Source organism: Dyadobacter sp. HNCC25DJ183, assembly GCF_056895175.1.
In genome coordinates this window covers 584,842-608,846 of the sequence record NZ_JBXHAP010000004.1, presented here as the reverse complement: position 1 = coordinate 608,846, position 24,005 = coordinate 584,842, and the positions used below count along the sequence as shown (strand labels likewise).

General features: G+C 47.2%; 19 protein-coding genes. 11 read left to right on the top strand and 8 right to left on the bottom strand.

What is annotated here, in order from left to right:
• Nucleotides 1-32: 32 nt before the first annotated feature.
• The 9 genes from AC1XTG_RS13030 to AC1XTG_RS12990 all read left to right on the top strand — a co-directional run bounded on the left by AC1XTG_RS13030 (nucleotide 33) and on the right by AC1XTG_RS12990 (nucleotide 8,121).
• Nucleotides 33-746 carry an NUDIX hydrolase gene (locus AC1XTG_RS13030; protein WP_056281582.1) on the top strand — a complete coding sequence of 238 codons (714 nt, stop codon included), beginning with the start codon at nucleotides 33-35 and terminating at the stop codon, nucleotides 744-746.
• A gap of 99 nt (nucleotides 747-845) precedes the next feature.
• Nucleotides 846-1,415 (top strand): MarC family protein, encoded by a 570-nt coding sequence (locus AC1XTG_RS13025; RefSeq protein ID WP_056281585.1) that lies wholly within the window; start codon nucleotides 846-848, stop codon nucleotides 1,413-1,415.
• A 73-nt stretch (nucleotides 1,416-1,488) separates the two neighbouring features.
• Complete coding sequence (locus tag AC1XTG_RS13020; protein ID WP_056281588.1) at nucleotides 1,489-1,953, top strand: pyrophosphohydrolase domain-containing protein; 465 nt, start codon at nucleotides 1,489-1,491, stop codon at nucleotides 1,951-1,953.
• A gap of 24 nt (nucleotides 1,954-1,977) precedes the next feature.
• Nucleotides 1,978-3,216, top strand: coding sequence for a peptidase T (gene pepT / locus AC1XTG_RS13015; protein ID WP_484842276.1), 1,239 nt, complete (start codon nucleotides 1,978-1,980; stop codon nucleotides 3,214-3,216).
• A 110-nt stretch (nucleotides 3,217-3,326) separates the two neighbouring features.
• Nucleotides 3,327-3,962 (top strand): ribonuclease H1 domain-containing protein, encoded by a 636-nt coding sequence (locus AC1XTG_RS13010; protein ID WP_056281596.1) that lies wholly within the window; start codon nucleotides 3,327-3,329, stop codon nucleotides 3,960-3,962.
• A gap of 4 nt (nucleotides 3,963-3,966) precedes the next feature.
• Nucleotides 3,967-4,689 carry a tRNA1(Val) (adenine(37)-N6)-methyltransferase gene (locus AC1XTG_RS13005; protein ID WP_484842275.1) on the top strand — a complete coding sequence of 241 codons (723 nt, stop codon included), beginning with the start codon at nucleotides 3,967-3,969 and terminating at the stop codon, nucleotides 4,687-4,689.
• A 60-nt stretch (nucleotides 4,690-4,749) separates the two neighbouring features.
• The gene (locus tag AC1XTG_RS13000; RefSeq protein WP_484842274.1) at nucleotides 4,750-5,721 is read left to right on the top strand and encodes a glycosyltransferase family 2 protein; all 972 of its coding nucleotides are present in this window, start codon (nucleotides 4,750-4,752) and stop codon (nucleotides 5,719-5,721) included.
• A gap of 53 nt (nucleotides 5,722-5,774) precedes the next feature.
• Nucleotides 5,775-6,386, top strand: a complete 612-nt coding sequence (locus AC1XTG_RS12995; RefSeq protein WP_409012502.1) for an inorganic pyrophosphatase — start codon at nucleotides 5,775-5,777, stop codon at nucleotides 6,384-6,386.
• Nucleotides 6,387-6,525: 139 nt separating this feature from the next.
• Nucleotides 6,526-8,121 carry a peptide chain release factor 3 gene (locus AC1XTG_RS12990; RefSeq protein WP_484842273.1) on the top strand — a complete coding sequence of 532 codons (1,596 nt, stop codon included), beginning with the start codon at nucleotides 6,526-6,528 and terminating at the stop codon, nucleotides 8,119-8,121.
• Nucleotides 8,122-8,241: 120 nt separating this feature from the next.
• Here the strand turns inward: AC1XTG_RS12990 and AC1XTG_RS12985 are convergent, their stop codons facing one another.
• Together AC1XTG_RS12985 and AC1XTG_RS12980 are read right to left on the bottom strand one after the other, a co-directional pair.
• Complete coding sequence (locus AC1XTG_RS12985; protein WP_056281608.1) at nucleotides 8,242-8,601, bottom strand: periplasmic heavy metal sensor; 360 nt, start codon at nucleotides 8,599-8,601, stop codon at nucleotides 8,242-8,244.
• A 90-nt stretch (nucleotides 8,602-8,691) separates the two neighbouring features.
• A complete protein-coding gene (locus AC1XTG_RS12980; protein WP_056281612.1) occupies nucleotides 8,692-8,988 on the bottom strand; it encodes a hypothetical protein in 297 nt (98 codons plus the stop codon).
• 115 nt (nucleotides 8,989-9,103) lie between these two features.
• On the opposite strand from AC1XTG_RS12980, the gene AC1XTG_RS12975 reads away from it, so the two are divergent.
• Both AC1XTG_RS12975 and AC1XTG_RS12970 read left to right on the top strand, forming a co-directional pair.
• On the top strand, nucleotides 9,104-12,133 hold the full coding sequence (locus AC1XTG_RS12975) for an amidohydrolase family protein (RefSeq protein WP_484842272.1): 3,030 nt from the start codon (nucleotides 9,104-9,106) through the stop codon (nucleotides 12,131-12,133).
• Nucleotides 12,134-12,156: 23 nt separating this feature from the next.
• Complete coding sequence (locus AC1XTG_RS12970) at nucleotides 12,157-13,473, top strand: amidohydrolase family protein (protein ID WP_484842271.1); 1,317 nt, start codon at nucleotides 12,157-12,159, stop codon at nucleotides 13,471-13,473.
• A 21-nt stretch (nucleotides 13,474-13,494) separates the two neighbouring features.
• Here AC1XTG_RS12970 and AC1XTG_RS12965 read toward each other — a convergent pair whose 3' ends face one another.
• From AC1XTG_RS12965 to AC1XTG_RS12940, 6 genes are all read right to left on the bottom strand, one after another.
• Nucleotides 13,495-14,334 (bottom strand): CvfB family protein, encoded by an 840-nt coding sequence (locus AC1XTG_RS12965; RefSeq protein WP_484842270.1) that lies wholly within the window; start codon nucleotides 14,332-14,334, stop codon nucleotides 13,495-13,497.
• 48 nt (nucleotides 14,335-14,382) lie between these two features.
• The gene (locus tag AC1XTG_RS12960) at nucleotides 14,383-16,788 is read right to left on the bottom strand and encodes a TonB-dependent receptor (protein WP_484842269.1); all 2,406 of its coding nucleotides are present in this window, start codon (nucleotides 16,786-16,788) and stop codon (nucleotides 14,383-14,385) included.
• Nucleotides 16,789-16,995: 207 nt separating this feature from the next.
• On the bottom strand, nucleotides 16,996-18,327 hold the full coding sequence (locus AC1XTG_RS12955; RefSeq protein ID WP_484842268.1) for a TolC family protein: 1,332 nt from the start codon (nucleotides 18,325-18,327) through the stop codon (nucleotides 16,996-16,998).
• A 35-nt stretch (nucleotides 18,328-18,362) separates the two neighbouring features.
• Nucleotides 18,363-21,461 (bottom strand): efflux RND transporter permease subunit, encoded by a 3,099-nt coding sequence (locus AC1XTG_RS12950; protein WP_484842267.1) that lies wholly within the window; start codon nucleotides 21,459-21,461, stop codon nucleotides 18,363-18,365.
• 35 nt (nucleotides 21,462-21,496) lie between these two features.
• On the bottom strand, nucleotides 21,497-22,594 hold the full coding sequence (locus AC1XTG_RS12945) for an efflux RND transporter periplasmic adaptor subunit (protein ID WP_056281629.1): 1,098 nt from the start codon (nucleotides 22,592-22,594) through the stop codon (nucleotides 21,497-21,499).
• Between the two features lie 142 nt (nucleotides 22,595-22,736).
• Nucleotides 22,737-23,987 (bottom strand): chorismate-binding protein, encoded by a 1,251-nt coding sequence (locus tag AC1XTG_RS12940; RefSeq protein ID WP_229238579.1) that lies wholly within the window; start codon nucleotides 23,985-23,987, stop codon nucleotides 22,737-22,739.
• Nucleotides 23,988-24,005 lie beyond the last annotated feature (18 nt).

The following is a 24,005-nucleotide window of genomic DNA, read 5'->3' as shown; positions in this document are numbered from 1 at the left end:
AAAATCAACACCATTTCCCGCAATTTTAAGTTGTGCGTTTAGACCTATTAAAGCAATACCAGGCGCAAACAAAATGCCTCGTGGCCCTGGACTCCATCATTTTCGGCTTTGATGGGGAAGAATTAAAGTTACTGCTCGTTAAAAGGGGGATCGAAGATGAAGACCGGACCTGGTCTTTAATGGGCGGCTGGGTGCAGCCCGACGAAAGTCTGGAAGGCGCATCTTCCCGCATTCTGTTCGAACTTACCAATCTCAAAGACATTTACCTGGAACAGCTGCATACCTTCGGCAGCCCCGATCGCGATCCCGTAGAGCGCACAGTTTCAGTGGCTTATTTCGCATTGATTAATGTGGAGGATTACGCGCACAAGATTTCCAGGAATTTTGAGGCGCAATGGTTTTCGGTACAAGAGCTTCCAAAGCTGCTGTTTGACCACGGTTCCATGGTGGATATGGCGATCCAGCACCTGCGATACAAAGCCTCCCAGCACCCGATCGGATTTGAGCTGCTCCCCGAGAAATTCACTATTCCGCAATTACAGAAGCTTTACGAGGCAATTTTTGGAACTGAACTCGACAAGCGCAATTTCAGCCGCAAACTGCTGTCCACCAACTTACTGATCAAGCTCGACGAAAAGCAAAAGGGATACTCCAAAAAGGGCGCATTCTTTTACAAAATCGACGAAGAGAAGTACAAAAAGCAGTTTAACACCTTCCTGAACTTCCTTCCCGGAAGCGGCTCTTAATCAGTTACCGTGACGGTAATGACCTATTTTCGTCTTAATATATTAGACGAAATACAACGATTTTGAGCAACTTTGCGGTTCTACCTCAATGGTCGCCGCATGTTCAATTTCAAAGAAATCGTTTCCGTCACCCTCATTCTTTTCTCCGTGATTGACGTACTTGGCTCGCTGCCGGTAATTGTTGATTTCAGGAAAAGACTTGGCAAGATAGAATCTGAAAAAGCGACGATCACGGCCGGAATCATCATGGTCGTGTTTCTTTTTTTGGGCGAAAGGCTGCTGAGTCTTTTTGGGGTAGATGTGGCTTCTTTCGCCATTGCGGGTGCGATTATCCTCTTTTTGTTGGGATTGGAAATGATCCTGGGTAGGAACATTTTCAAGCACGATAACATTGATGTGGGCGTTGCCTCCATTGTTCCGATCGCCTTTCCCATTATTGCCGGGGCTGCTACCATGACCACCTTACTCGCATTGCGTTCCGCTTACCAGATCCAGAACATTCTCGTCGGCATCCTGCTCAACCTGTTCTTCGTGTACCTGGTTTTGAAATCATCGACCTGGATTGAAAAAAAGCTCGGTCAGGGTGGTACGGATGTACTCCGGAAAATTTTCGGGATCATCCTGCTGGCGATCGCAATCAAATTGTTCAAGACCAATCTGGTTTTGTAAAAGAAAATCCCGCGGTGTAGTCACATTTGACACTCAATAATCAAATATTTAAACTAACAGAAAGTATATAGCAATGCAACAACTGGATAGCCTTAACCAAGTCGCCGAATTTCACAAAACATTCAAACACCCGATCGTAGCCGCACCTGCTATCCCGTCAGAAGAGCGCAGCCGGTTGCGTGTGGCGCTGTTGGCGGAGGAATTGAAAGAGCTCGAAGTAGCTATTCTTGAAAAGGACATTGTTGAAGTAGCAGACGCACTTTGCGATTTACAATATGTATTATCAGGCGCTGTGCTGGAATTTGGATTAGGCGAAAAATTCAGGGAGCTGTTTGACGAGGTACAGCGCTCGAATATGTCAAAAGCCTGTCTGACAGTGGAGGAAGCAGAAGCGACCGTAGCACATTATCAGGCAAAAGGTACAGAGTGTTATTTTAAAGAAGATAATGGTAAGTATCTGGTATACAGAACTTCCGACGATAAGACTTTGAAAAATATCAACTACTCGCCGGCTGATCTGGCTTCCATTATCGGTTAATCTCGTTCTCAAACAGATTTCAATATGAAAACATCAGTTCTCGAACGGTTTCTCAGGTATGTGCAGATCGATACGCAATCAGACCCCGAATCTGAAAGCTTCCCGAGTACAGCCAAACAGCGCGACCTGAGCAACTTACTCGCGGTGGAATTGCTTCAGATGGGTGTTTCTGACGCGCATGTAGACGAGCACGGTTACGTGTATGCGACCATTCCATCGAATTCCGGCAAAACCAATGTGCCCGTGATTTGCTTTTGCTCGCACGTGGATACATCCCCGGATGTCACCGGCGCGAATGTGAAGCCGATTGTGCACGAGAACTGGGATGGGACCGACATTGTGCTTCCTGACGATCATACACAGGTTTTAAGACCAGGGGAATTACACGACCTGGATCAGCAGATCGGAAACGACATTGTTACAGCCAGCGGAAAAACCCTGCTCGGCGCCGACAACAAAGCAGGTGTGGCCGAAATAATGGCCGCTGCCGAGTACCTGATCAACCACCCTGAGATCAGGCACGGGGAAATCAAGATACTTTTTACGCCCGATGAGGAAGTTGGTCGTGGTACAGAGCGGGTTGACCTGGCTAAACTGGGAGCTCACTATGGATACACGGTTGACGGTGAAGCTGCCGGAACACTTGAAAACGAGACTTTCTCTGCTGACGGCGTGAAAATCACGATCAGCGGCGTGAGTACCCACCCCGGGTACGCGCTCGGAAAGTTGGAGAACGCAGTGAAGATAGCCGCAGATATCATCGCGCGTTTGCCGAAAGATACATTGTCACCGGAAACGACCGAAAACAAGGAGGGCTTCATTCACCCGACACATATAGAAGGTATCCAGGAGAAAGTGACACTCGGCTTTATTATACGGGATTTCACAACAGCCGGTCTGCACGAAAAAGAGGAATACCTCAAAAGCATAGTGGACGAAGTGCTGAAAGCCTATCCCAACTCCACAGCTGACTTTAAGGTGCAGGAGCAATACCGCAATATGAAGGAGGTTTTGGACAAATACCCCGAGATTATCGCTCATGCGGAGGAAGCAATGCGACGCGCGGGACTTACTCCGGTTTGCAGAAGCATCCGAGGCGGTACCGACGGTTCCCGCCTGTCGTTCATGGGCTTACCCTGCCCCAACATTTTCGCCGGCGAACACGCATTCCATTCGAAGTTAGAATGGGTATCGGTGCAGGATATGGAAAAAGCCGTGGAAACGATCGTCAATTTAGCGGAGATCTGGGAGGAGAAGAGCTAAAATGGAGGAAGGAGGAAGGAGGAAGGGAAGAAAATGAGTTTATTTTCCCCTTCCTCCATCTTCCCTTTCCTCCTTTCTCCCCATTCATTAAATCATTCATAATTAAAAAGATGTCTCAAAAGAAGACCAAATTTTACGTAGTGTGGCAGGGCAGGAAGACCGGGGTTTTCACGGACTGGAAAGAATGTGAAGCCCAGATCAAAGGCTTTGAAGATGCGCGCTACAAGTCTTTTGAATCCATTGAAGAGGCAGAGAAGGCGATACAGCGGGATTACTGGGAGTTTGTGACAAAAAAAGAAAGTAAACCTGTGTTGAAAGAGGCGCCTGCTTCGGTAGGTAAGCCCATCAAGAACAGTATCATTGTGGACGCAGCCTGGAACACTGCGACCGGCGATATGGAGTACCAGGGGATTTACTATGCAACCGGGAAACGGATTTTTTTGCAGGGACCTTTTAAAGACGGTACCAACAACATTGGCGAGTTTCTGGCGATCGTACATGCGCTGGCTTACTTGCAGAAAAACGAAAGTGACCTTCCCATTTACAGCGATTCACGCACTGCGATCGGCTGGATCAAGAAAAAGCATGCGAATACCAAGCTGGCATTGACACCCAGAAACAAGCCCGTCTTTGAAATGCTCCAACGCGCTGAAAGGTGGCTTGCCAGTAATACTTATCCTAACAAAATCCTGAAATGGGAAACGGAGTACTGGGGCGAGAACCCTGCGGACTTTGGAAGAAAATGAAATAATGGCCAGAAACACACATTTCCAGTTCAAGCAATTTACTGTGCAGCAGGACCAATGCGCCATGAAAGTGTGCACGGACGCTTGCGTGCTCGGCGCCTGGGTGGACGTTGAGAATGCAGACAGGATACTTGACATTGGAAGCGGAACAGGATTACTGTCGTTAATGGTTGCGCAAAGAAATACATACGCAGCTATCGACGCCGTTGAAATTGAGGCCGAGGCTTTTTATCAGGCCGGTGAAAATGTGGAAAACAGTCCGTTCAATGGGCGAATTACATTGTTTCATGCTGCCATTCAGGATTTTACTTCGGAGCATTTATATGATCTGATTATCACAAATCCGCCATTCTTCCAATCCGATCTACGTTCTCCTGCCGGGAAGGTGAACCTGGCGCATCATGCAGAAGCACTTGATTTTGTATCCCTGTTGGCATCAATCAAAAGGCTTCTTGCGCCCGAAGGCAGGTTTGTGATTTTGTTGCCGGTAGATGAAGGAAATCAGTTCAGGAAAATGGCAGCTGAACAAAATTGGCGACTGGACCAGGAACTAACCCTTTTTCACCAAACTGACAAAAAGGCTTTCCGTGTTTTAATGGAGTTTAGAAATGCAGCCTGCCCCACCCGTGATACAGTAACCGGAACCCTAAACATCTACCAGGAAGACGGAATTACGCACGATCCGAAATTCAGGGAGCTGCTGAAAGACTTTTATTTAAAATTTTGATCGGGAAAAAAGCGAACTTTGCGGCATTATAAATCCAGTCCGCGCCATTGCAGATTATTCATGACCCATTCAGCTATCCAGATATCCGTTATTGTTCCGCTTTATAATGAAGACGAATCACTCCCAGAGCTTAGTGAATGGATTGGCCGGGTGATGAACGAAAATGGGTTTTCCTACGAAATACTGTTCATAGATGACGGTAGTAAAGACCAATCCTGGGAGGTTATCTCCCGGCTTTCATTAGAAAATGCCAGCATTCGCGGCTTCCGGTTTGTTCGTAATTATGGGAAAACAGCCGCATTACAAACAGGTTTCCAGGCTGCAAGAGGCGATGTAATTATCACAATGGATGCCGATTTGCAGGATAGTCCTGATGAAATCCCCGAGCTGTACCGGATGATCACGCAGGAGCGGTACGATCTTGTTTCGGGCTGGAAAAAGAAACGCTTCGATCCCGTTACCAAAACAATCCCTACTAAAATCTTCAATGCAGCTACCAGGAGTATTTCAGGTGTGTATCTGCATGATTTTAACTGCGGGCTGAAAGCGTACCGTAAAGAGGTCGTCAAGAACATCACGATCTACGGCGAAATGCACCGTTACATTCCGGTAATCGCCAAATGGAATGGCTTTGCCAAAATAGGGGAGAAGGTTGTGCAGCATCGTCCACGTAAATACGGGCACACCAAATTTGGTCTGGAGCGCTTTATTTTTGGCTTTCTTGACTTGCTTTCAATTGCCTTTGTGAATAAGTTTGGGCGTCGGCCGATGCATTTATTCGGTAGTCTGGGAACCCTTATGTTTTTTCTGGGAACCATTATAGCATTCTGGCTTCTTGGTAAGAAAATATACAATATTTACCATTTTCTGCCTTACCGTAATGTAACCGACAACCCATTATTTTTCCTCGCGCTTGTTGCGATCATGGTCGGTTCCCAGTTATTTCTTGCAGGTTTTCTGGGTGAGCTCTTTGTTAAACAATCTGTTTCCAAAACAGGTGACTACAACATTTCTGAGCGGGTGGGGAATTGAAACTGAATTTATTTAATCAAAAAAGATAAAAAATATTACCTATTACACAGATAATGATCGCTAACGTACACAAAGCACATCCCTGGCATGGAATTCCAATGGGAGACAACGCACCCGAGCTTGTAACTGCATTTATTGAAATTGTTCCTACTGATACAGTAAAATACGAAATAGATAAAGCGACAGGTTACCTGATGATCGACCGGCCGCAAAAGTACTCCAACATCGTTCCCGCGCTTTACGGCTTTATTCCAAAAACCTACTGTGCCGACAAAATCGCTGCATTGGCGCGCGAGCGTTCAGGTCGCGATGTGACTGAGGGCGATGGTGACCCGCTGGATATCCTGGTATTATGCGAAAAGATCATTTCACACGGGGATATCCTTTGTACAGCCAAGCCAATCGGAGGAATTCGCCTGATTGACGGCGGCGAAGCAGATGACAAGATCATTGCTGTGTTAAAAGGAGATGAAGTTTACGGTGGATTTTCTGATATCGCTGAATTGCCTGAGGGTATCGTGGAGCGTTTGAAACACTACTTCCTTACTTACAAAAACCTTCCGGGAGAAGCTGCTCACATTGAAATCACCAATGTTTATGGTCGCGATGAGGCTTTGGAAGTAATCATGACCTCTGTGGAAGATTACAAACATTCATTCTACTGAGCGTCTGATTTACAGCCAGAATAGCAGTATAACAATGGAATATTCGAGCCGTTTCCGATAGGGACGGCTCTTCTTTTATTCGTATCTTTGCGGAAATTTTGAATTATCAGAATCTCTGAAATCAGTATCTCCATACTTCATGAGTAATATACAGGAAATAAAAAAGCGCCGCACATTTGCGATCATCAGCCACCCCGATGCTGGGAAGACAACCCTCACGGAAAAGCTGCTGCTATTCGGTGGCGCGATCCAGACAGCCGGGGCGGTTAAGTCAAATAAAATCAAGAAAACAGCGACCTCCGACTTTATGGAGATCGAAAAACAAAGGGGTATCTCGGTGGCTACTTCCGTGATGACCTTTGAATACAAAGACCTGCTGATCAATATCCTTGATACACCAGGTCACAAGGATTTTGCAGAAGATACTTACCGGACATTAACGGCTGTCGATAGTGTAATCCTCGTTGTGGATTGCGTGAAAGGCGTTGAGGAACAAACGGAAAGATTAATGGAAGTGTGCCGGATGCGCAATACGCCCGTTATCATTTTCATCAACAAGCTCGACCGCGAAGGTCAGAACCCGTTTGAACTGCTGGATGAGCTTGAAAGCAAGCTGAGCATCCGCGTTCGTCCGCTCACGTGGCCGATCAATATGGGAGCCAATTTTAAGGGAGTTTACAGCTTGTACGAACACATGCTGTATTTCTTCAAGATCAATAAAACCAAAATTGAAAGCAATGTTGCCAAGGTAAGTCTGGACGATGAAAGCCTGGTGGACCTGGTAGGAGAAAAAGATGCAGAGCAGCTGACTGAGGATGTGGAGTTGGTAGAAGGTGTGTATGATGCATTTTCGGAAGAAGCATACCAGAAAGGCGAGCTGGCACCCGTATTTTTCGGCAGTGCGATCAATAACTTTGGTATCAAAGAATTGCTCGATACGTTCTGCGAAATATCGCCCATACCACAGCCACGCCCGACAGATGTGCGCGAAGTAGAGCCTACTGAACCAAAATTCACAGGTTTTGTATTCAAAATCCACGCGAACCTTGACCCCCGGCACCGCGACCGCATTGCATTCCTGCGCATTTGTTCAGGTAAGTTTGAGCGCGGTAAGTTTTACAAGCACGTGCGATTGGGTAAAGAAGTACGGTTTTCAAGTCCGTTTACATTCATGGCTTCTGATAAAAGCGTGATGGACGAAGGTTTCCCGGGAGACGTGGTGGGACTTTACGATACGGGTAACTTTAAGATAGGCGATACCCTGACAGAAGGGGAAAGCCTGCAATTCTCGGGGATCCCAAGTTTTTCTCCTGAGATATTTAAAGAGCTCATTAACATGGACCCGATGAAGTCCAAGCAATTGGAAAAAGGGATTCAGCAGCTTACAGACGAAGGTGTCGCCCAGCTTTTTACATTGGATCTGGGTAACAGGAAGATTGTGGGTACGGTGGGAGAACTACAATTTGACGTAATCCAATACCGGCTCGAACACGAATACGGCGCCAAATGCCGCTGGGTACCCATGAACATTTCCCGCGCCTGCTGGCTTACCGCCGACGAAAAGCCGGCAATGGATCAGTTTATCAGACTCAAAGGAAACCAGATCGCCTACGACAAAGACCGCAACCCAGTTTTCCTAGCCGAATCAGAATGGATGATCCGCATGAACCGCGAGAATAATCCAGCCATTCATTTCCATTTTACTTCGGAGTTCAAGACAGAAATGGCGATTTAGGCGATGAATGAATGAATTTGTCATGCTGAGCTACTTTGTCATGCTGAGCGCAGTCGAAGCACAATGCACTATGCTTCGACCGCCCGGCGGCCCGGTGCGCTCAGCATGACAAAAGCTAACTTACCTCTTCGGCCGGTCGCCCCGCATTCCTCTTCTGTCTTCCAGCATGGTTTTGTATTTTTCCTGCTGCTCCACTGTCAGTATTTTCGACAGCTCGTTGTTGAAGGTTTCCATTGAAGCGCGCATTTCTGTGCGGTCTGCATTTTGTGCGTTTCTTAACTCCTGCATTTTCTGGGCACGGGCAAGGCTCAGGTTGTAAACCTGCTTCTTCTGGTCTTCTGATAAGTTCAGATTCTCGGTGAGCGTTTTGGTCTGGTTTTCGGCACGCTGCTCCGCTGTCATATTGCCTCCTCCCTGACGCTGTGCAAATCCAGCGAGAGTCGTGAAGGTCAATAGAAATACAAACACGATTTTCTTCATGGTTTTTTCATTTAGATACCAGGGTTAGAGTCAAAAACCGTGCTTGGGTTTAAGCGGGTATATTATTAATTATCAGGAACAAAGAAGTAGTCAGGCAGTTTCCAGCAATGTGCGCGTCAGGCTTTCCCATTCTTCTTTCAATGAGCCTTTGAAAACATCAGCTCCTGCGCGCCGGTACCAGTAACCTGCATTGAATGTATCGCCTTCGACCCTGTGCAGGTAGGCGTGCAGGCGATCGTACTCCCGCGTTCCTTCTGCGCTCTGTGCAATGTTATGTGCCGCTTCCCAGTCGCCTTTGGCATCATACCAAAGTGCTTTCAGTAGTTCCGGAATGCCTGCCGGTGGTATTTTGAGTGCGAGTGATTCTTTGAATTGCTCGTAGGTCATAGCGGGATTAGTTCTGTTTTTGAATAAAAGAGTGTTTGCAAAAAACTGAAAAAATAAGTCAACATGAAAATTCACGGTGGTATATTGTAAAGTTGTACAGACTCCATCTCTCTTTATGTTTAAACCATTATCAACCTTACTGGCAGGGCTGATTGTCAGCTTTTATTGTCAAGCACAAGAAACATTCCCGCAGAACGGCGCCTACGATGAGCGACCCGGCCGCTTTGCATTTACCAATGCGACTATTGTAGTTGATCCTAAAACCACCATTGAAAATGGTACACTGCTGATCGAAAACGGCACGGTAATCCAGGCGGGCAAGCAGGTGAAATTACCCGCAGGGGCTGTTACCATTGATTTGAAAGGTAAATACATCTATCCTTCATTGATCGATCTCGACTCGGACTACGGAATGCCGGAAGTAAGACGGGAGCGGCCAGCAGGCGGAAGACAGACGCCGCAACTGGAATCCAATAAAAAAGGCGCTTTTGGCTGGAACCAGGCAATTCAGTCTGAAAATGACGCCAGCCTCATCTTTACACCCGATGCTAAGAAAGCGGCTGATCTGCGCAAAATCGGCTTTGGTACCGTACTGGTTCACCCGCATGATGGTATTGTCCGGGGTAATGGAGCAGTAGTTACATTGACTGACGAGCCCGCCAACAAAGCGCTTCTGAACCGGAAAGCATCGGCCCATTTTTCATTCAGCAAAGGTACTTCTTCGCAGACCTACCCTTCATCCACAATGGGCGTGGTGGCGCTTTTAAGACAAAATTACTACGATGCAGAATGGTACGCACGTACTCCGAAAGCAAAAGAAGCGAACCTGTCGCTTGAAGCTTTTAACGAGATCAAAAACCTGCCTTCGTTTTTTGAAACAGGAGATAAATACAGTGTGCTCCGTGCAGACAAGGTAGGGGACGAATTCGGAGTTCAGTATATTATAAAAGGTGGCGGCGATGAATACCAGCGCATTAGCGAGATTAAAGCCACGAAGGCGACGCTTATTTTGCCGGTTCAGTTTCCCGAAGCCTATGACGTAGCTGATCCCTGGGATGCAGATGTGATCAGCATGTCACAATTGAAACATTGGGAAATGGCGCCAAAGAACCCTGCGGAGGTGGCGAAAGCCGGAATACCATTTACATTTACTTCGGCAGGGTTGAAGAATAAAGCCGATTTTCTTAAAAACATTAAAACTGCCATTGAATACGGGTTGACCAAAGAGAAGGCGCTGGAAGCATTGACTACTTTGCCTGCTGCCCTTATCAAAGCTGAAAACCAGATAGGGAGCCTCAAACCCGGTATGCTTGCCAATTTCATCATCACCTCGGGGGACTTGTTTAACAAGGATAATGTGATTTATGAAAACTGGGTACAAGGGAAGAAATTCATCATTTCGCCCATCAATGCGCCTGATATCCGCGGTACCTATTCCTTATCGATCAATAATCAGCCTGGTGGAAAATTGCAGATCAGCGGCTCGGCCGATAAGCCGGAGTATAAAGTAGTCGTTCAGGATTCCGTGAAAATCACGCCTAAAGCTGTATTATCCAATGAATTGCTGACGCTGACTTACCAGGCCGATAAGAAGGTTCCTGGTACAACCCGGCTCACTGGCTGGCGCAACGGTACCGGTTTATCAGGAGAAGGTGTACTGCCTTCCGGCTCCGTTGTACCCTGGTCTGCGACACTTACCGAGAAATTCCAGCAGGTTGCAGCTGCTGACACAGCTGTAGCGAAAATAAAGGAGACCGGCCCAGTCGTATATCCGTTTGTAGGTTTTGGCAATGAAGAATTGCCGAAATCGGAGACGGTACTGATCAGGAATGCGACGGTATGGACCAATGAGAAAGAAGGTATCCTGCAAAATTCGGATGTAGTTGTGCAGAATGGAAAAATTACAAAGGTTGGGAAATCGCTGAATGCGCCTTCTGGAGCAAAGACCATTGATGGTACGGGCAAGCATTTGACGAGCGGCATTATCGATGAGCACTCCCATATCGCATTGTTCACGATCAATGAGGGCGGACAAACCAGCTCGGCAGAGGTAAGAATGAGCGATGTGATCAATCCGGATGATATCAATATTTACCGCCAGCTGGCAGGTGGCGTAACTGCGTCTCATCTACTTCACGGTTCTGCGAATTCCATTGGCGGACAGAGTGCGATGATCAAGCTGAAATGGGGCGCAACCCAGTCGGAAATGTTGGTGCCGGATGTGAAAACGATCAAGTTTGCATTGGGTGAGAACGTGAAACAGTCTAACTGGGGCGACGTGGCGCGCGTTCGTTTTCCTCAAACCAGAATGGGCGTAGAACAGGTGTATTTTGATCACTTTTTACGCGCTAAGGAATATGCGAAGAGCTGGAAATCTTTCAACGGTACCTCCAAGAAAGTAGCTGCCAATGCGCCCAGAAGGGATATTGAGCTGGATGCTTTGGCCGAAATTCTGGACAACCAGCGCTTTATCACCTGTCACTCTTATGTGCAATCGGAGATCAATATGCTTATGCATGTAGCGGATTCCCTGAAATTCCGGATCAATACATTCACCCACATCCTGGAAGGTTACAAGCTGGCCGACGGAATGGCGAAGCGTGGAATCGGTGGTTCAACTTTTGCCGACTGGTGGGCGTACAAAATGGAGGTGAAAGAGGCAATTCCCTACAATGCGGCTTTAATGTACCACGAGGGTGTTACCGTAGCTATTAATTCCGATGATGCGGAAATGGCGCGCCGCCTCAATCAGGAAGCAGCCAAGACGGTAGAATACGGCGGAGTTCCGGAAGAAGAAGCATGGAAAATGGTAACACTTAATCCTGCCAAATTGCTGCACGTTGACAATCGAATGGGCAGTATCAAAGCTGGTAAGGATGCTGACCTGGTGCTCTGGAATGCACACCCGCTGTCAGTTTACGCGCGTCCTGAGTTTACCATGGTCGAGGGAACGGTGTATTTTGACCGTAAAAAGGATGAAGAAAAGCAAAAATCCATGCAGCTCGAAAGAGAAAAGCTAATTCAAAAGATGCTGAGTGATAAATCGGAAGGAAAACCTACGCAGAAGCCGCAGGCCACGCAGCCTAAAATGTGGCATTGTGAAGACATAGTAGGTGTGCACACAGAGCACGAAGGAACCAGGTAATTACTCCGTAAATCATCGAAATCATGATACAAAAAATAATAGCAGGAACAATCAATACACTGATCACGCTGGCAGCAATTTCACCCGCATTTTCCCAAAACCCTGCGCCCGCATTGCCCCAATCGAAACCAATGGTACTCACCGGTGCAACGATCCATGTGGGAAATGGACAGGTGATCCAAAACGGAGTGATCGCATTCGATAAGGGTATTATCACTTACGTAGGTGCCGCAGGTTCCAATCCGGCAGCAGCAGGTGCTGAAACGGTCGAGGTAAAAGGCAAACACATTTTCCCGGGCGTTATTTCGCTGAACACTACGGTCGGTTTGCAGGAAATTGCAACTGTGCGCGCTACCCTGGATTTCGCCGAAGTTGGAGAGATTAACCCGCATGTGCGTGCGCTGGTCGCTTATAATACGGACTCAGAGGTAATCCCTACGCTGCGTGGGAATGGAATCCTCGTTTCGCAGGCGGTACCGCAGGGCGGCGTTATATCCGGATCTTCCTCAGTTTTTTATAGCGATGGATGGAACTGGGAAGATGCTGTTTTGAAGAAAGACGATGGTATCTGGCTAAGCTGGCCGCCTTTCCTGGCAAGCAGCTTCAACTATGACGATTTTTCCGTTTCTACTAAAAGAAATGACAAACGCCAGGAGGTAATTGACCTAATCCGAGCTACTTTTTCGGAGGCGAAAGGATACAATGCGGTGGCCGAACCTGCTTCTGTAAATCTGAGAATGGCTGCATTGAAGCCTGTTCTGGCTGGTACCGCCAATTTGTACATTCGGGCGGAGTATGCAAAAGATATCATCGAAGCAGTGAAGCTGGCAAAGGAATTTGATATAAAAAGAGTGGTGATAGTGGGTGGAGATGAAGCCTATAAAGTGGCTGCTTTCCTGAAAGAGAACCAGGTGTCTGTGGTGTTAAATCCAACTCACAGACTTCCCGGCCGCGTTGATGAGAATGTATATATGCCTTACGAGCTGCCCGGTTTGCTCCATAAAGCCGGCGTGAAAGTGGCGATCACGTATGCGGATGAATGGTGGAGAACCAGGAATCTGGCTTTTCTGGCAGGTACTTCTTCCGGCTTTGGTAATGTAACACCAGAGGAAGCACTTCAATTTGTTACCAAGAACGCAGCCGAGATTATCGGTGCAGAACGGGAAGTAGGTACGCTTGAAAAAGGCAAACACGCATCCCTGATCGTTTCCGAGGGCGATATCCTGGATATGCGCGGTAATGTTGTGGGAATGGTGTTTGTAAAAGGCGGGAAAGTAAACCTGGATGACAAACAAAAGCGGCTTTACGAGAAGTATAAAACGAAGTACGGAAAGAAGTAAGTCCTTCCGTACTTTACTGGATCAATCAACACTAATCATATAAATACCATCATCGGCGATCTTGATCAGGCCTTGTCTGTAGAGACCGCCGATTGCTTTTTTAAAGACCTTTTTGCTGATCTGCAAGCGTTTATAGATTTCCTCGGGCGAGCTGTTGTCAGATAAATTGAGGAAGCCGCCTTCTTTCTTAACGATGTCAAAAATCAGTTTGCCGGTAGGCTCAATGATCTCGGTAACGCTCTTTTGCAGACTGATATCCAACTTGTTCTCTTCACGGATCTTCTTAACATAGCCTTTCAGACTGTCTCCAACCTGCAAGTCGCGGAAAACTTCATTGGCGTAGATCAAACCTTTGTGATATTGATTGACAATCGCATTGTAGCCCAGGTCTGTTTTTTGGAAAATCAACAAATCCACTTCGTCGCCTTCTTTGACAGTAAGGCGCTCATTATCAAGGAATTTATCGACTTTCGTAGAAGCCAGTAATCTCGCACTTTTCTGATCCAGATATAAGAACACCACGTGCCACTCGCCGATTTCCATGGGTTTGGTTTGCTCCCGGAATGGAACAAACAGATCTTTGATCAAACCCCAATCCAGAAAAGCGCCGTACTCGGAAACATCCTTTACTTCCAGGTACGCAAACTCGTTGCGGATTATCTTCGGAGTTTGGGTGGTAGCAACCGGCCTGTCTTCTGAGTCAAGGTAAACAAACACGCGGATTGTATCGCCAACCTGCATTTCATCTGTAATGTACTGGTTGGGCAAAAGCACTTCCTCCCCTTCCACGTCACTCAGGAACATGCCTACACTTGTTACTCTTTCAATGGTCAGGTGATTGTATTTTCCTATAAAAAGCATTATTGATCGTCAATTGTGAGGTACAAAGGTAATGTTTTCGGCACACTATCAGTCTTCATCTCCGCCGCCTTCTCCTTTACCTTCCATACTCTGCCTTTCTTTGGAGCGGTTGAGCCGGTATGACAGTGTCACCAGAAACTGGCGTGGCCTCCATTGGAATTCATTTCGTGAGTAGTAACCGGCATTTTCTACAATGCTTCTACGCTTGTTGGTATTGAATAAATCGCGGACACTCGCAGTAATGGTACCGCGACCTTTAAGGATATCTTTGGACAATCCGAGATCAATGAAATAAACGGAAAGATCTTTTCCCTGTGTGGTCTTTCTAGGCGCGCGATAGTTGGCAGAAGCCTGAAAATCGACAGACTTAAAGAGCGTCACGCGCGAAGAAACACGGCTGGTCCATGAATATGTATCGCTTTCATAAAGTTTGTCATTGTAATAACCCTGGTTCATGGCGCGGAAGATATTGGCATTGGCAGTCAGCTTCCACCACGGAGCAGGATCGTAGGTAAGGTTAAATTCAAAACCGTAAGAGTCGCCAGTGGAAAGATTGATCGGGGTAATGGTTGTAAAACCGGTCGAGTCTACCGAGGTAATGTTCTCAACAACACCCAGCCTGTGGCGGTAGTAAACGCTCGATAGCAACGAGCCTTTTTCCATATTCAACAAATGACCAGCTTCAAATGAATGCGTAAATTCAGGATTCAGCAAAGGATTTCCAGCCCTGAATACGCGCGAGTCGCTGAAATTGGAGAATGGGAGCAAATCCCGGAAACCCGGCCGGCTTAGCCGGTAACTGTAGCTGAGCTGCAAGGTTTGTGCGTCCTGCAGCTTGTACGACAGGTGCACACTTGGGAAAAGATTAAAATACCTCCTCTGGTTGGTCAATGCAGTTTTTTTGAGCTCAGTCAGAATGTCGGTGTACTCTCCCCGCAATCCTGCTTGTACGAACACCCTCCCGAACTGGTTGCTCGCCATTACATAACCCGCATGAATTTTCTCATCGTAAGCTAAGCGGTTGTCGAAGTCAGGCAGGATGATCCAGTTCATTGCCTCATTCTGTTGATGTACCGAGAAGTCATTATCCAGCTGCCTAACCGAGGTTTTCAAGCCGGCTTCAATTTTGCCGTCTTTGGCAAATGGGTGAATGTAGTCGAGTTGTGCCAGGAAATTCTTCTCGTCTTCGGTATTGAATGCGCGCTGTACGATACGCGACGCATTATTGCTGGCAAATTCATTGTATTTCGCCGCTTCCGTCTCATCACTCAGGATATACTTGGCGTCAAATGAAAGGCTTTGTCCTTTTCTTTCAAAAGTCTTTTTGTAGCTCAATGCGGCTTCCAGATTTTGCCTCGGTTCCGTTTCGTGCTCATCCCTGATTACAGTTCGCGTCAGCACATTATTGAAATCAAAATCGCGGTATTGAAGCCTGGATTTATTATCATTTTGAGAATTACGATAGGAAACTGTACCGGTCAGCGTGTTGGAATTGTTGATAAAATAATCAAGACCCACCATTACATTATTGGAATAACCAGAGCGGGTGCGGTTTGTATTCGACTCATACACAAAGCTGGTATCCGCGCCGGTGTAGGTCTGCCGGGAGTTTCCGCGTCCCGGACCTTCGCGGTACATTAATCCGTAATTGGCAATAAAATTGACCTTTTTGCGACGGTAGTTCAGGTTGAAAGATCCGCCAAAATTGGAGGGGTATCCCGCCGTTCCGGTAAATGATCCATTGAGACCATACCGGATATTTTTCTTCATCACAATATTCAGGATACCTACTTCCCCTTCCGCATCGTACCGGGAAGAAGGGTTGGTGATGATTTCAATGCTCTCGATCAGGTCTCCCGGTATTTGCCGCAATGCTTCCGCAGGATTAAGTCCCACCATTCCCGATTGCTTCCCATCAATGAGTATCCTCACATTCTGGCTGCCGCGAAGTGCGACATTGCCTTCCACGTCCACCGTCACCGAGGGCATATTGTTCAGAATGTCGGATGCATTGCTGCCGATATTGCTGAGGTCTTTACCTACATTAAAAACCCTTTTGTCGAGTTGCAGGTCCATTTGACTTTTCTCTCCCCGCACCACGAGCTCTTGCAGCTCCTTTGCATCCGATACCATCGCGATGGAGCCGACATTTACATTGGAAGAAACGACATTAATATTTGGAACGACCTTCTCACGTAATGCGAGAAAAGTGATTTTGATGAAATAATTCCCCGGATCAGCTGCGACCGAGAAGGTACCGTTCTCATCCGAAGTACCGCCGCCGATCAGCGTAGAATCCTTCGTACCGTAAAGCGCCACGTTAGCAAACGGTACCGGCTTTTTGTCGGCATCGAGCAGCTTGCCCGTAATTGCGAAGGCGGCTGGCTCTTCCTGCGCGAGGAGCGGCGTTGAGAGCGTAGTCAGCAACAAAAACAAGAGCAATGATTTTTGCATAACGGGATTTTTAATGCGACGGCGAGACAGCCGACGCAATACGTTGAAAGAGATGAATGTTTTAGATGGCAAAAGCCGGTGGAGGTTTAACCGAATTTTAATCCCGGCTAAAATTATTTGATAAAAAGCTGTTCCAGAGGATATTACTATCCTGTTACCAGCTGGGGAAGCTGGTGTACATTGGTTCGGAATGCGTGTTCTGGGAAGTTATTGCAGCGTGTTGCTTAGTCTTTTGAGCTCAATTTCAGCCGCTTTTGCAGCGTAGTTGAGATTGATAAGGCGATAACCCGCATCTTCAAAGCTTCTTTGCGCTTCTCGGACATCGATGATCGTAGCCTGTATGAGCTCAAAACGCTGTAATGTAAGATCGAGCAATTGCCGGCTCAATTCGTAGTTTTGCTTTTGCGTTTGCAGCTGTTGAAGCGAGCTCACGTAAGTCTGGTACATTTTCACAGCGCCTGCATTATAGTCGCGCACGATCGAATTCCGCTGAATTTTTGCACTTGATGTATTGATTTCTGCTGCCTGCTGCTGCCTTTTAAATGCTGATCCGTTGTAAATCGGTATGCTCAGCGTTAAACCGGCTTGCGGCCCTAGGCTACGGTTAAGCAATGTAAAACCGGCTGCGGTCTGGTTGCGTGAGTAATTGTAAGCTGTGTTTAAACGTACGGTTGGGTAGCGCAAAGCCGCTGTTTCCCTCACAATAAGTTCATTGATCCTGATCTGGTGATCGGCCGCTTTCACATCTGCATTGGCAGTGATCCGGGCTGCTATGTCATCCAGTTTGAGGTTGGTATCAACAGTGATCGTGTCCCTGAGCGTAAGTGGTGATTTCGGATCCAGAGTCAATATGCGAAGCAGCTCGGCCTTCGCCACCTGGGCTACCATCAGCTGGTCCAGGAAAGTCTGGTTCAATGTATTAAGATCGATTTGCGCCTGGAATAGGTCTGCATTGTTTGCCATTCCGGCTTCTTTCCGCACCTTCAAAATTTCCAGCCTTTTTTCCGAAGCCTGGATCGAAGTGCGCACCGTGTTAAGGTAGCTCAGCTGGCGTACCACATCGTAATAGCTCGTCATGACCAGTGCGATCGTATTCTGGACCTGCGAATTAAGCAGCTCGCTGCTCTGATATTGCAGCTCAGCGAGTCGCTTTTTAGTGGAGACGATCCTTTTTCCGTTATACAGGATAATACTTGCCGAAACGTTGGCCTGGGTATTGTTTCCCGCTGCCGCACTCCTGTTGATCTCGGTACCGTTGTTAAGCTTTTGATTTACCTCTGTGATTTGTTCGGTGTTGGACGCATTGGCGGCTACAAGCGGCAAACCGCCAGCTACTCCGTAGTGGTTAAGTACCGTATTTACTTCCACATTATTCTTCGCGATTTCTATTTCGTAGCTGTTCTTTAAAGCTGTGGCAATCGCTTCGTCAAGGGTAAGCGACAAACTGTCGGTTGCCTGAAAACAGAATGCATTGCTTCCGCAAAACAAGAGAGAAACGAACAGGTAGTTTTTAAGATTAAAGATCGCGAGCGGGTTCATGCAAGAACAATATTGGATTAAAACAAACAGGAAAATTAATGGGTGCTTACGGACAGCTCTTCCGCCATTTTCTCTTCTTCTGACTTTTTATGTTTTTTAGGTGATATAAACGTGTAAATCGCCGGAATAACGAACAAGGTAAGGATCAGGGAGAACATCAATCCACCCACAATCACGACTCCAAGCGGAACCCGGCTTGTTGCCGCGGCACCCAGACTTAACGCGATCGGCAATGCGCCGAATGCCGTGGCAAGGCTCGTCATCAGAATGGGCCGCAGACGCTGCGTGGCAGACTCAATCGCCGCTGACATCCTGTCCATTCCCTGTTCCCGTTTCTGGTTCGCAAACTCTACGATGAGGATACCATTTTTGGTTACCAGACCGATCAGCATGATCATTCCGATTTGGGAGAAAATGTTGATTGTTAATCCGAACAGGTAAAGACTGAGCAATGCACCTGCCAATGCAAGCGGCACGGTGATCATGATAATAAACGGATCTGTGAAGCTTTCAAACTGCCCGGCCAAAACCAGGTACACCAGCAGCAGCGCCAGCCCGAATGCAAAGCTGGTATTGGAAGAACTTTCTTCAAAGTCGCGCGAAGGTCCGGTGAGTGACGTCTGGAAAGATTCGTCCAGCAGCTTATTACCAATCCGGCGCATTGCTTCCACGCCGTCACCAATCGTTTTTCCTTCCACCAGAGAAGCAGAAATCGTGGCGCTTTTGTATCGGTTATAGTGGTAGATCGTCGGCGGGCCGCTTTCCTCCTGCATTTTGACTACCGCAGTCAATGGAATATTCTCACCCCTGTTGTTTCTTACATACAGTTTTTCAATGTCAGCCGGTCTGTTCCGTTCCGACTTTTCAACCTGGCCAATTACCTGATACTGCTGCCCGTTCATGATAAAGTAGGCGAGTCGGCGACCGCTGAATGCAGATTGAATGGTAGCCGCAACGTCAGTAGTGGAAAGTCCGAGATCGCGTGCTTTGAGGCGGTCAATCGTTAGCCTTACTTCCGGTTTATTGAATTTCAGGTTAACGTCCACATTCTGAAATGTCGGGTCCTGCCGTGCTTCGTCGAGGAACTTGGGCAGAATATCATATAGCTTTTCAAAATCCAGATTTTGAAGTACAAACTGGACAGGCAGCGATCCTCTTGATCCGATACCAACAGAAATCGTTTGTTCCTGCGTGGCGAAAATGCGCGCGTCATTGAAGCGGGAGAGCTTTTTATTGATTTCCTGCGCAATGTCATTCTGGCTCTTTTTACGCTCGCCTGCCGGTACCAGACCGATACGGCCTGTGGCGCTGTTAACACCGCCACCACCAAAGCCTGGCGTAGCAGAGAATGTAAATGCCTTTTCAGGGATCGAATCGTTCAGGAAGTTTCCGAGATCGTCAGAAATCTGCTGCATTTGATCAAAGCTGGTACCTTCCGGCGCGGAGAGATTGAAACGGATACTATTCCTGTCTTCCATGGGTGCAAGTTCACTTTGCAGATTGGAGTAGCTAAACCAGATCAGTACGCCGCAGACTGCCACGAGTACCCAGGATAGCCAGCGTGCTTTCATAAAACCGGTTAGGCTGCGGTTATAGCCATTTTCCATTCCTTCAAAAAACGGCTCGGTTTTGTTGTAAAACCAACCGTGGCCCGAGTTCTTTCTGTTAAGGAATACGTTAAGTACCGGTGTGATTGTCAGTGAAACAAATGCAGAAATTAATACGGCGGATGCCACTACAATACCAAACTCGCGGAAGAGGCTACCCACGAAGCCTTCGAGGAAGATTACCGGGAGGAACACCACTGCGAGCGTCAGCGAAGTTGAAATAACGGCAAAGAAAATTTCCCGGCTTCCTTCCAATGCAGCCTGCCGGATCGGGAGTCCGCTTTCAAGCTTTCGGAAGATGTTTTCAGTTACTACGATACCGTCGTCAACCACAAGACCCGTTGCCAATACGATCCCGAGCAATGTCAGGATGTTGATTGAAAATCCGAACAGGTACATCACGAAAAACGTCGCTACGAGCGAAATGGGAATATCGATCAACGGACGGACAGCAACCAGGAAGTTCCGGAAGAAAAACAGGATCACGATCACAACCAGCGCAAATGCGATGAAGAGTGTTTCCTCTACCTCTTCGATAGACTGCCGAACGAGCCGCGTATTGTCGATCAGAACGCTGAAAGTAATGTCAGATTTGTTTGACTTCTGTATTTCTTCCAGCCTCTTATTGAATTCATCCGATATCTGAACATAGTTGGCGCCAGGCTGAGGTATAACCGCCAGACCAACCGCATAAACGCCATTGTATTTCCAGCTTTGCTCTTCATTTTCAGGTCCGAGCTCGGCTTTCGCTACATTGCCCAGCCGCACGATTCCCGCGCTGTCATTTTTAATTACAAGGTCATTGAAATCTTTCTCGCTGGTAAGCCGGCCCATTGTACGAATGGTCAATTCCGTTTTGCTACCGTAAATCTTACCTGCGGGAAGCTCTACGTTTTCGGCGGCGAGAGTATTGGAAATGTCATTGAATGAAACATTGTAGGCGCTCATTTTATCCGGATCAAGCCAGATGCGCATTGCGTAGCGTTTTTGACCGAAAATATTGATCGCACTTACTCCGTCAATCGTCTGCAAACTTTGCTGCAATACGTTTTCCGCATATTCACTCAGTTCCAAGAGTCCCTTTGACGGGCTTTGTACAGCAAGCAGCAGGATAAAGTCGCTGTTTGCATCTGCTTTGCTCACAACCGGCGGGGCATCAATATCCTGCGGCAAATTGCGTTGTGCCTGACTTACCTTGTCACGCACGTCATTGGCCGCCCCTTCCAGGTCGGATTCGAGGTTAAACTCGACCGTGATATTACTGGACCCGATCTGGCTGGAAGAGCTGATACTTTTGATCCCAGGAATACCATTAATGCTTTTTTCGAGCGGCTCAGTGATCTGGCTTTCGATGATGTCCGCATTCGCGCCGGTGTAGCTTGTCCGCACGTTTACGATCGGGGGATCGATGGCGGGATAGTCGCGGAGCGAGAGGAAGTTGTAACCTACCACACCAAAAAGAATGATGAGCAGGTTCATAACGACCGCAAGTACCGGCCGCTTTAATGATAGTTCCGAAATATTCATACGGTGGGTTTCAAGGGGATAGTCAATGTAAAACGTTACATCGTCGCAACTTTCAGGTTTCTTACACTTCTCACTTTCACAGGAGCATCGGGACGGGCGAACAATACACCCGAAACTACCACCGAGTCGCCAACACTTAATCCGCTGGTGACTTCCACTACATCCGCCAGGCGGTCGCCGGTTTCTACCGTCACAAATACGGCTTTACCACCCTTCACGGTAATTGCCTTTTTTCCCTGGGCCTCAGGTATGATACTGTTCGTAGGAATCAGTATGCTGCTTTTGTTTGAATTTGTTTTCAGATAAACCTTTGCGAATGAGCCTGGACTTGTTGATCCTGCGTTCAATACAGCGCGTACCGTGATATTCCGTGTTGACTGGTTTACCTGCGGTTCCGTGGCAATCACCCTGGCCGTTTCCTTTTTCTTGGAAGACTGATCGAGCAATACCTCTACATTCTGGCCTTTGGTGACGTATTTCTGGTAAGTTTCCGGTACTGTAAAATCAATGCGGAGATTGGAAAGCTGCTGCATTGTTGCTATTACGCTGGTAGGAGACACATAGGAACCGGCGCTGACCTTCCTCAAACCGATCACTCCCGTGAATGGCGCTCTTACGATCGTTTTATCAATAAGAGCCTGGGTGTACACCATATCTGCCTTGAAGCTATTGACCTGGTTCAATGCAAGATCATAATCAGCCTGGTTGATACCATTGATCGCAACCAGTTGTTTCAATCTTTTTTCGGTAGTCTCGGCGAGGTTGAGCTGGATCTTGATCTTGTCAAGCTGCGCCATCAGGTCTGCATTGTTTATTCTTGCAATTACCGTCCCTTTCTGAACCGTTTTCCCTTCCGGTACATCCAGGAAAGTAAGTAGTCCGCTCACTTCCGGGCGGAGTTCAGCAAATTCGTTTGCGACAATGGTGCCATTTACTTCAACCTGGTCACTTACCTTTTCCGATTTCGCGATGATCACGTCGACCGTAGTAGGACCTCCGCCACCTTTCTGCTGAAAAGTGTCTTTCTTTTCGCCACAGGAAAGTGCCATGAAGAGCGTACCCGAAATTGTTAGAATAGAGAGGGGAGTAATTCGAAAGCCGCCTGAAAAAACAGACTTTTTGTTATACTTCATAAGTTGGTAGAATCCGCAATTAAGGTTTAGGGGTTTTTCGGATCTGAAATATGCTTTTGGCAACAGTTTCAAAATTATATATTAAATCTGAAACCGATTAGACTTTTCTGTATTATAAAAGTTTAATTTGGAAAAATAAATTCTATAAAGTTTTCGCGATTACCCGCAGCAATGTATCGCATTTCAGCTCTGTTTCTTCCCATTCATGTTCCGGAATGGAATCCTCAGTGATACCTGCGCCCGCAAAAAATGTTGCTTTCCCATTTTTAAATCTCACTGTCCTGAGATTCACAAAGAGGCTTGTGTTTTCTCCCACCTGCGTTGGTCCCAGGAACCCACTGTAAAAGGACCTGTCATACCCTTCGATACTCAGAAGGAATTCCAAACTTGGTTCTTTGGGGACACCGCACACGGCCGAGGTCGGGTGAAGGAGCTTCAACATAACCGGGCCAAGCTCAGGGAAATTGACAGCCGCAGTATCTACTTCAAAATCCGTGCGAAGGTGATAAAGGTTTCCTGCCAGAACAGTTTTTGGTCCCGTTTCAAGATATTCTCTCAGTCTGATTTTCTTAAAGCATTCGACAATGTACCTGCTCACAAGGGCGTGTTCCTCAATTTCCTTTTCGCCCCAGCGGATATCATATTTTGGGAGCAGCTCACCCGACTGTGTTCTCGCTTTTTGCGTCCCGGCCAGCGACATGGTCTTGAAAAAACCGTTTGAATGCTGTTGGACAAGCAATTCGGGACTCGCGCCGAGCCACAGCTCGTTTTGTTCTGGAAGGTTTACAAGTGAGACAAATGCGTGCGGGTATACTTTGGAAAGTTCGCAGAATGCTTTGGCAGGCTGAAAATGTTCGGAGTAGTTAAGGTCTTTCGTTCTTGACAAAACCACTTTTTTAAACTGATTTTGCCTGATTGCCGCCACTGCAAGCTCAACAGTACGCTGAAAACGCGTTTTTGCGTCCTCGTTTTGCTCCGGTTCCAGTACCGGAAGCTGACTGCCGGCGACATATCCAGCTTCATTTTGAGTTGTAGCAGACGCGAGCTCAACCAGCTTCTGAACTTCTACGTGCTCTTCTCCAAGCTTGTTTTCAACTGCATTCACCTGGTACGCGTCTGAAAAGGTGACAACTATATCACCTTCCATAAACTGTACATCCTGTCCGGCCTTCCAGTCGAAGCCTGCGATCATAAATCCTGCTGAAAGCTTGTCAAATTCTGGCTGTACCTTCTTTATTCCATTGCGGATAGCAATAAGCAACTTGATTTCACTGGTGTGAGGAAGCCGCCAAAGTGCAGCCGGGAATCCCATTTGTGTAGCAGCCGCCCATATCTGCTGGATTTGTAAACCTTCAAATATTGAAAGTGAGGTGCGGTTTTCTACTGAAAGCATTTATAATGAAAAATGTGT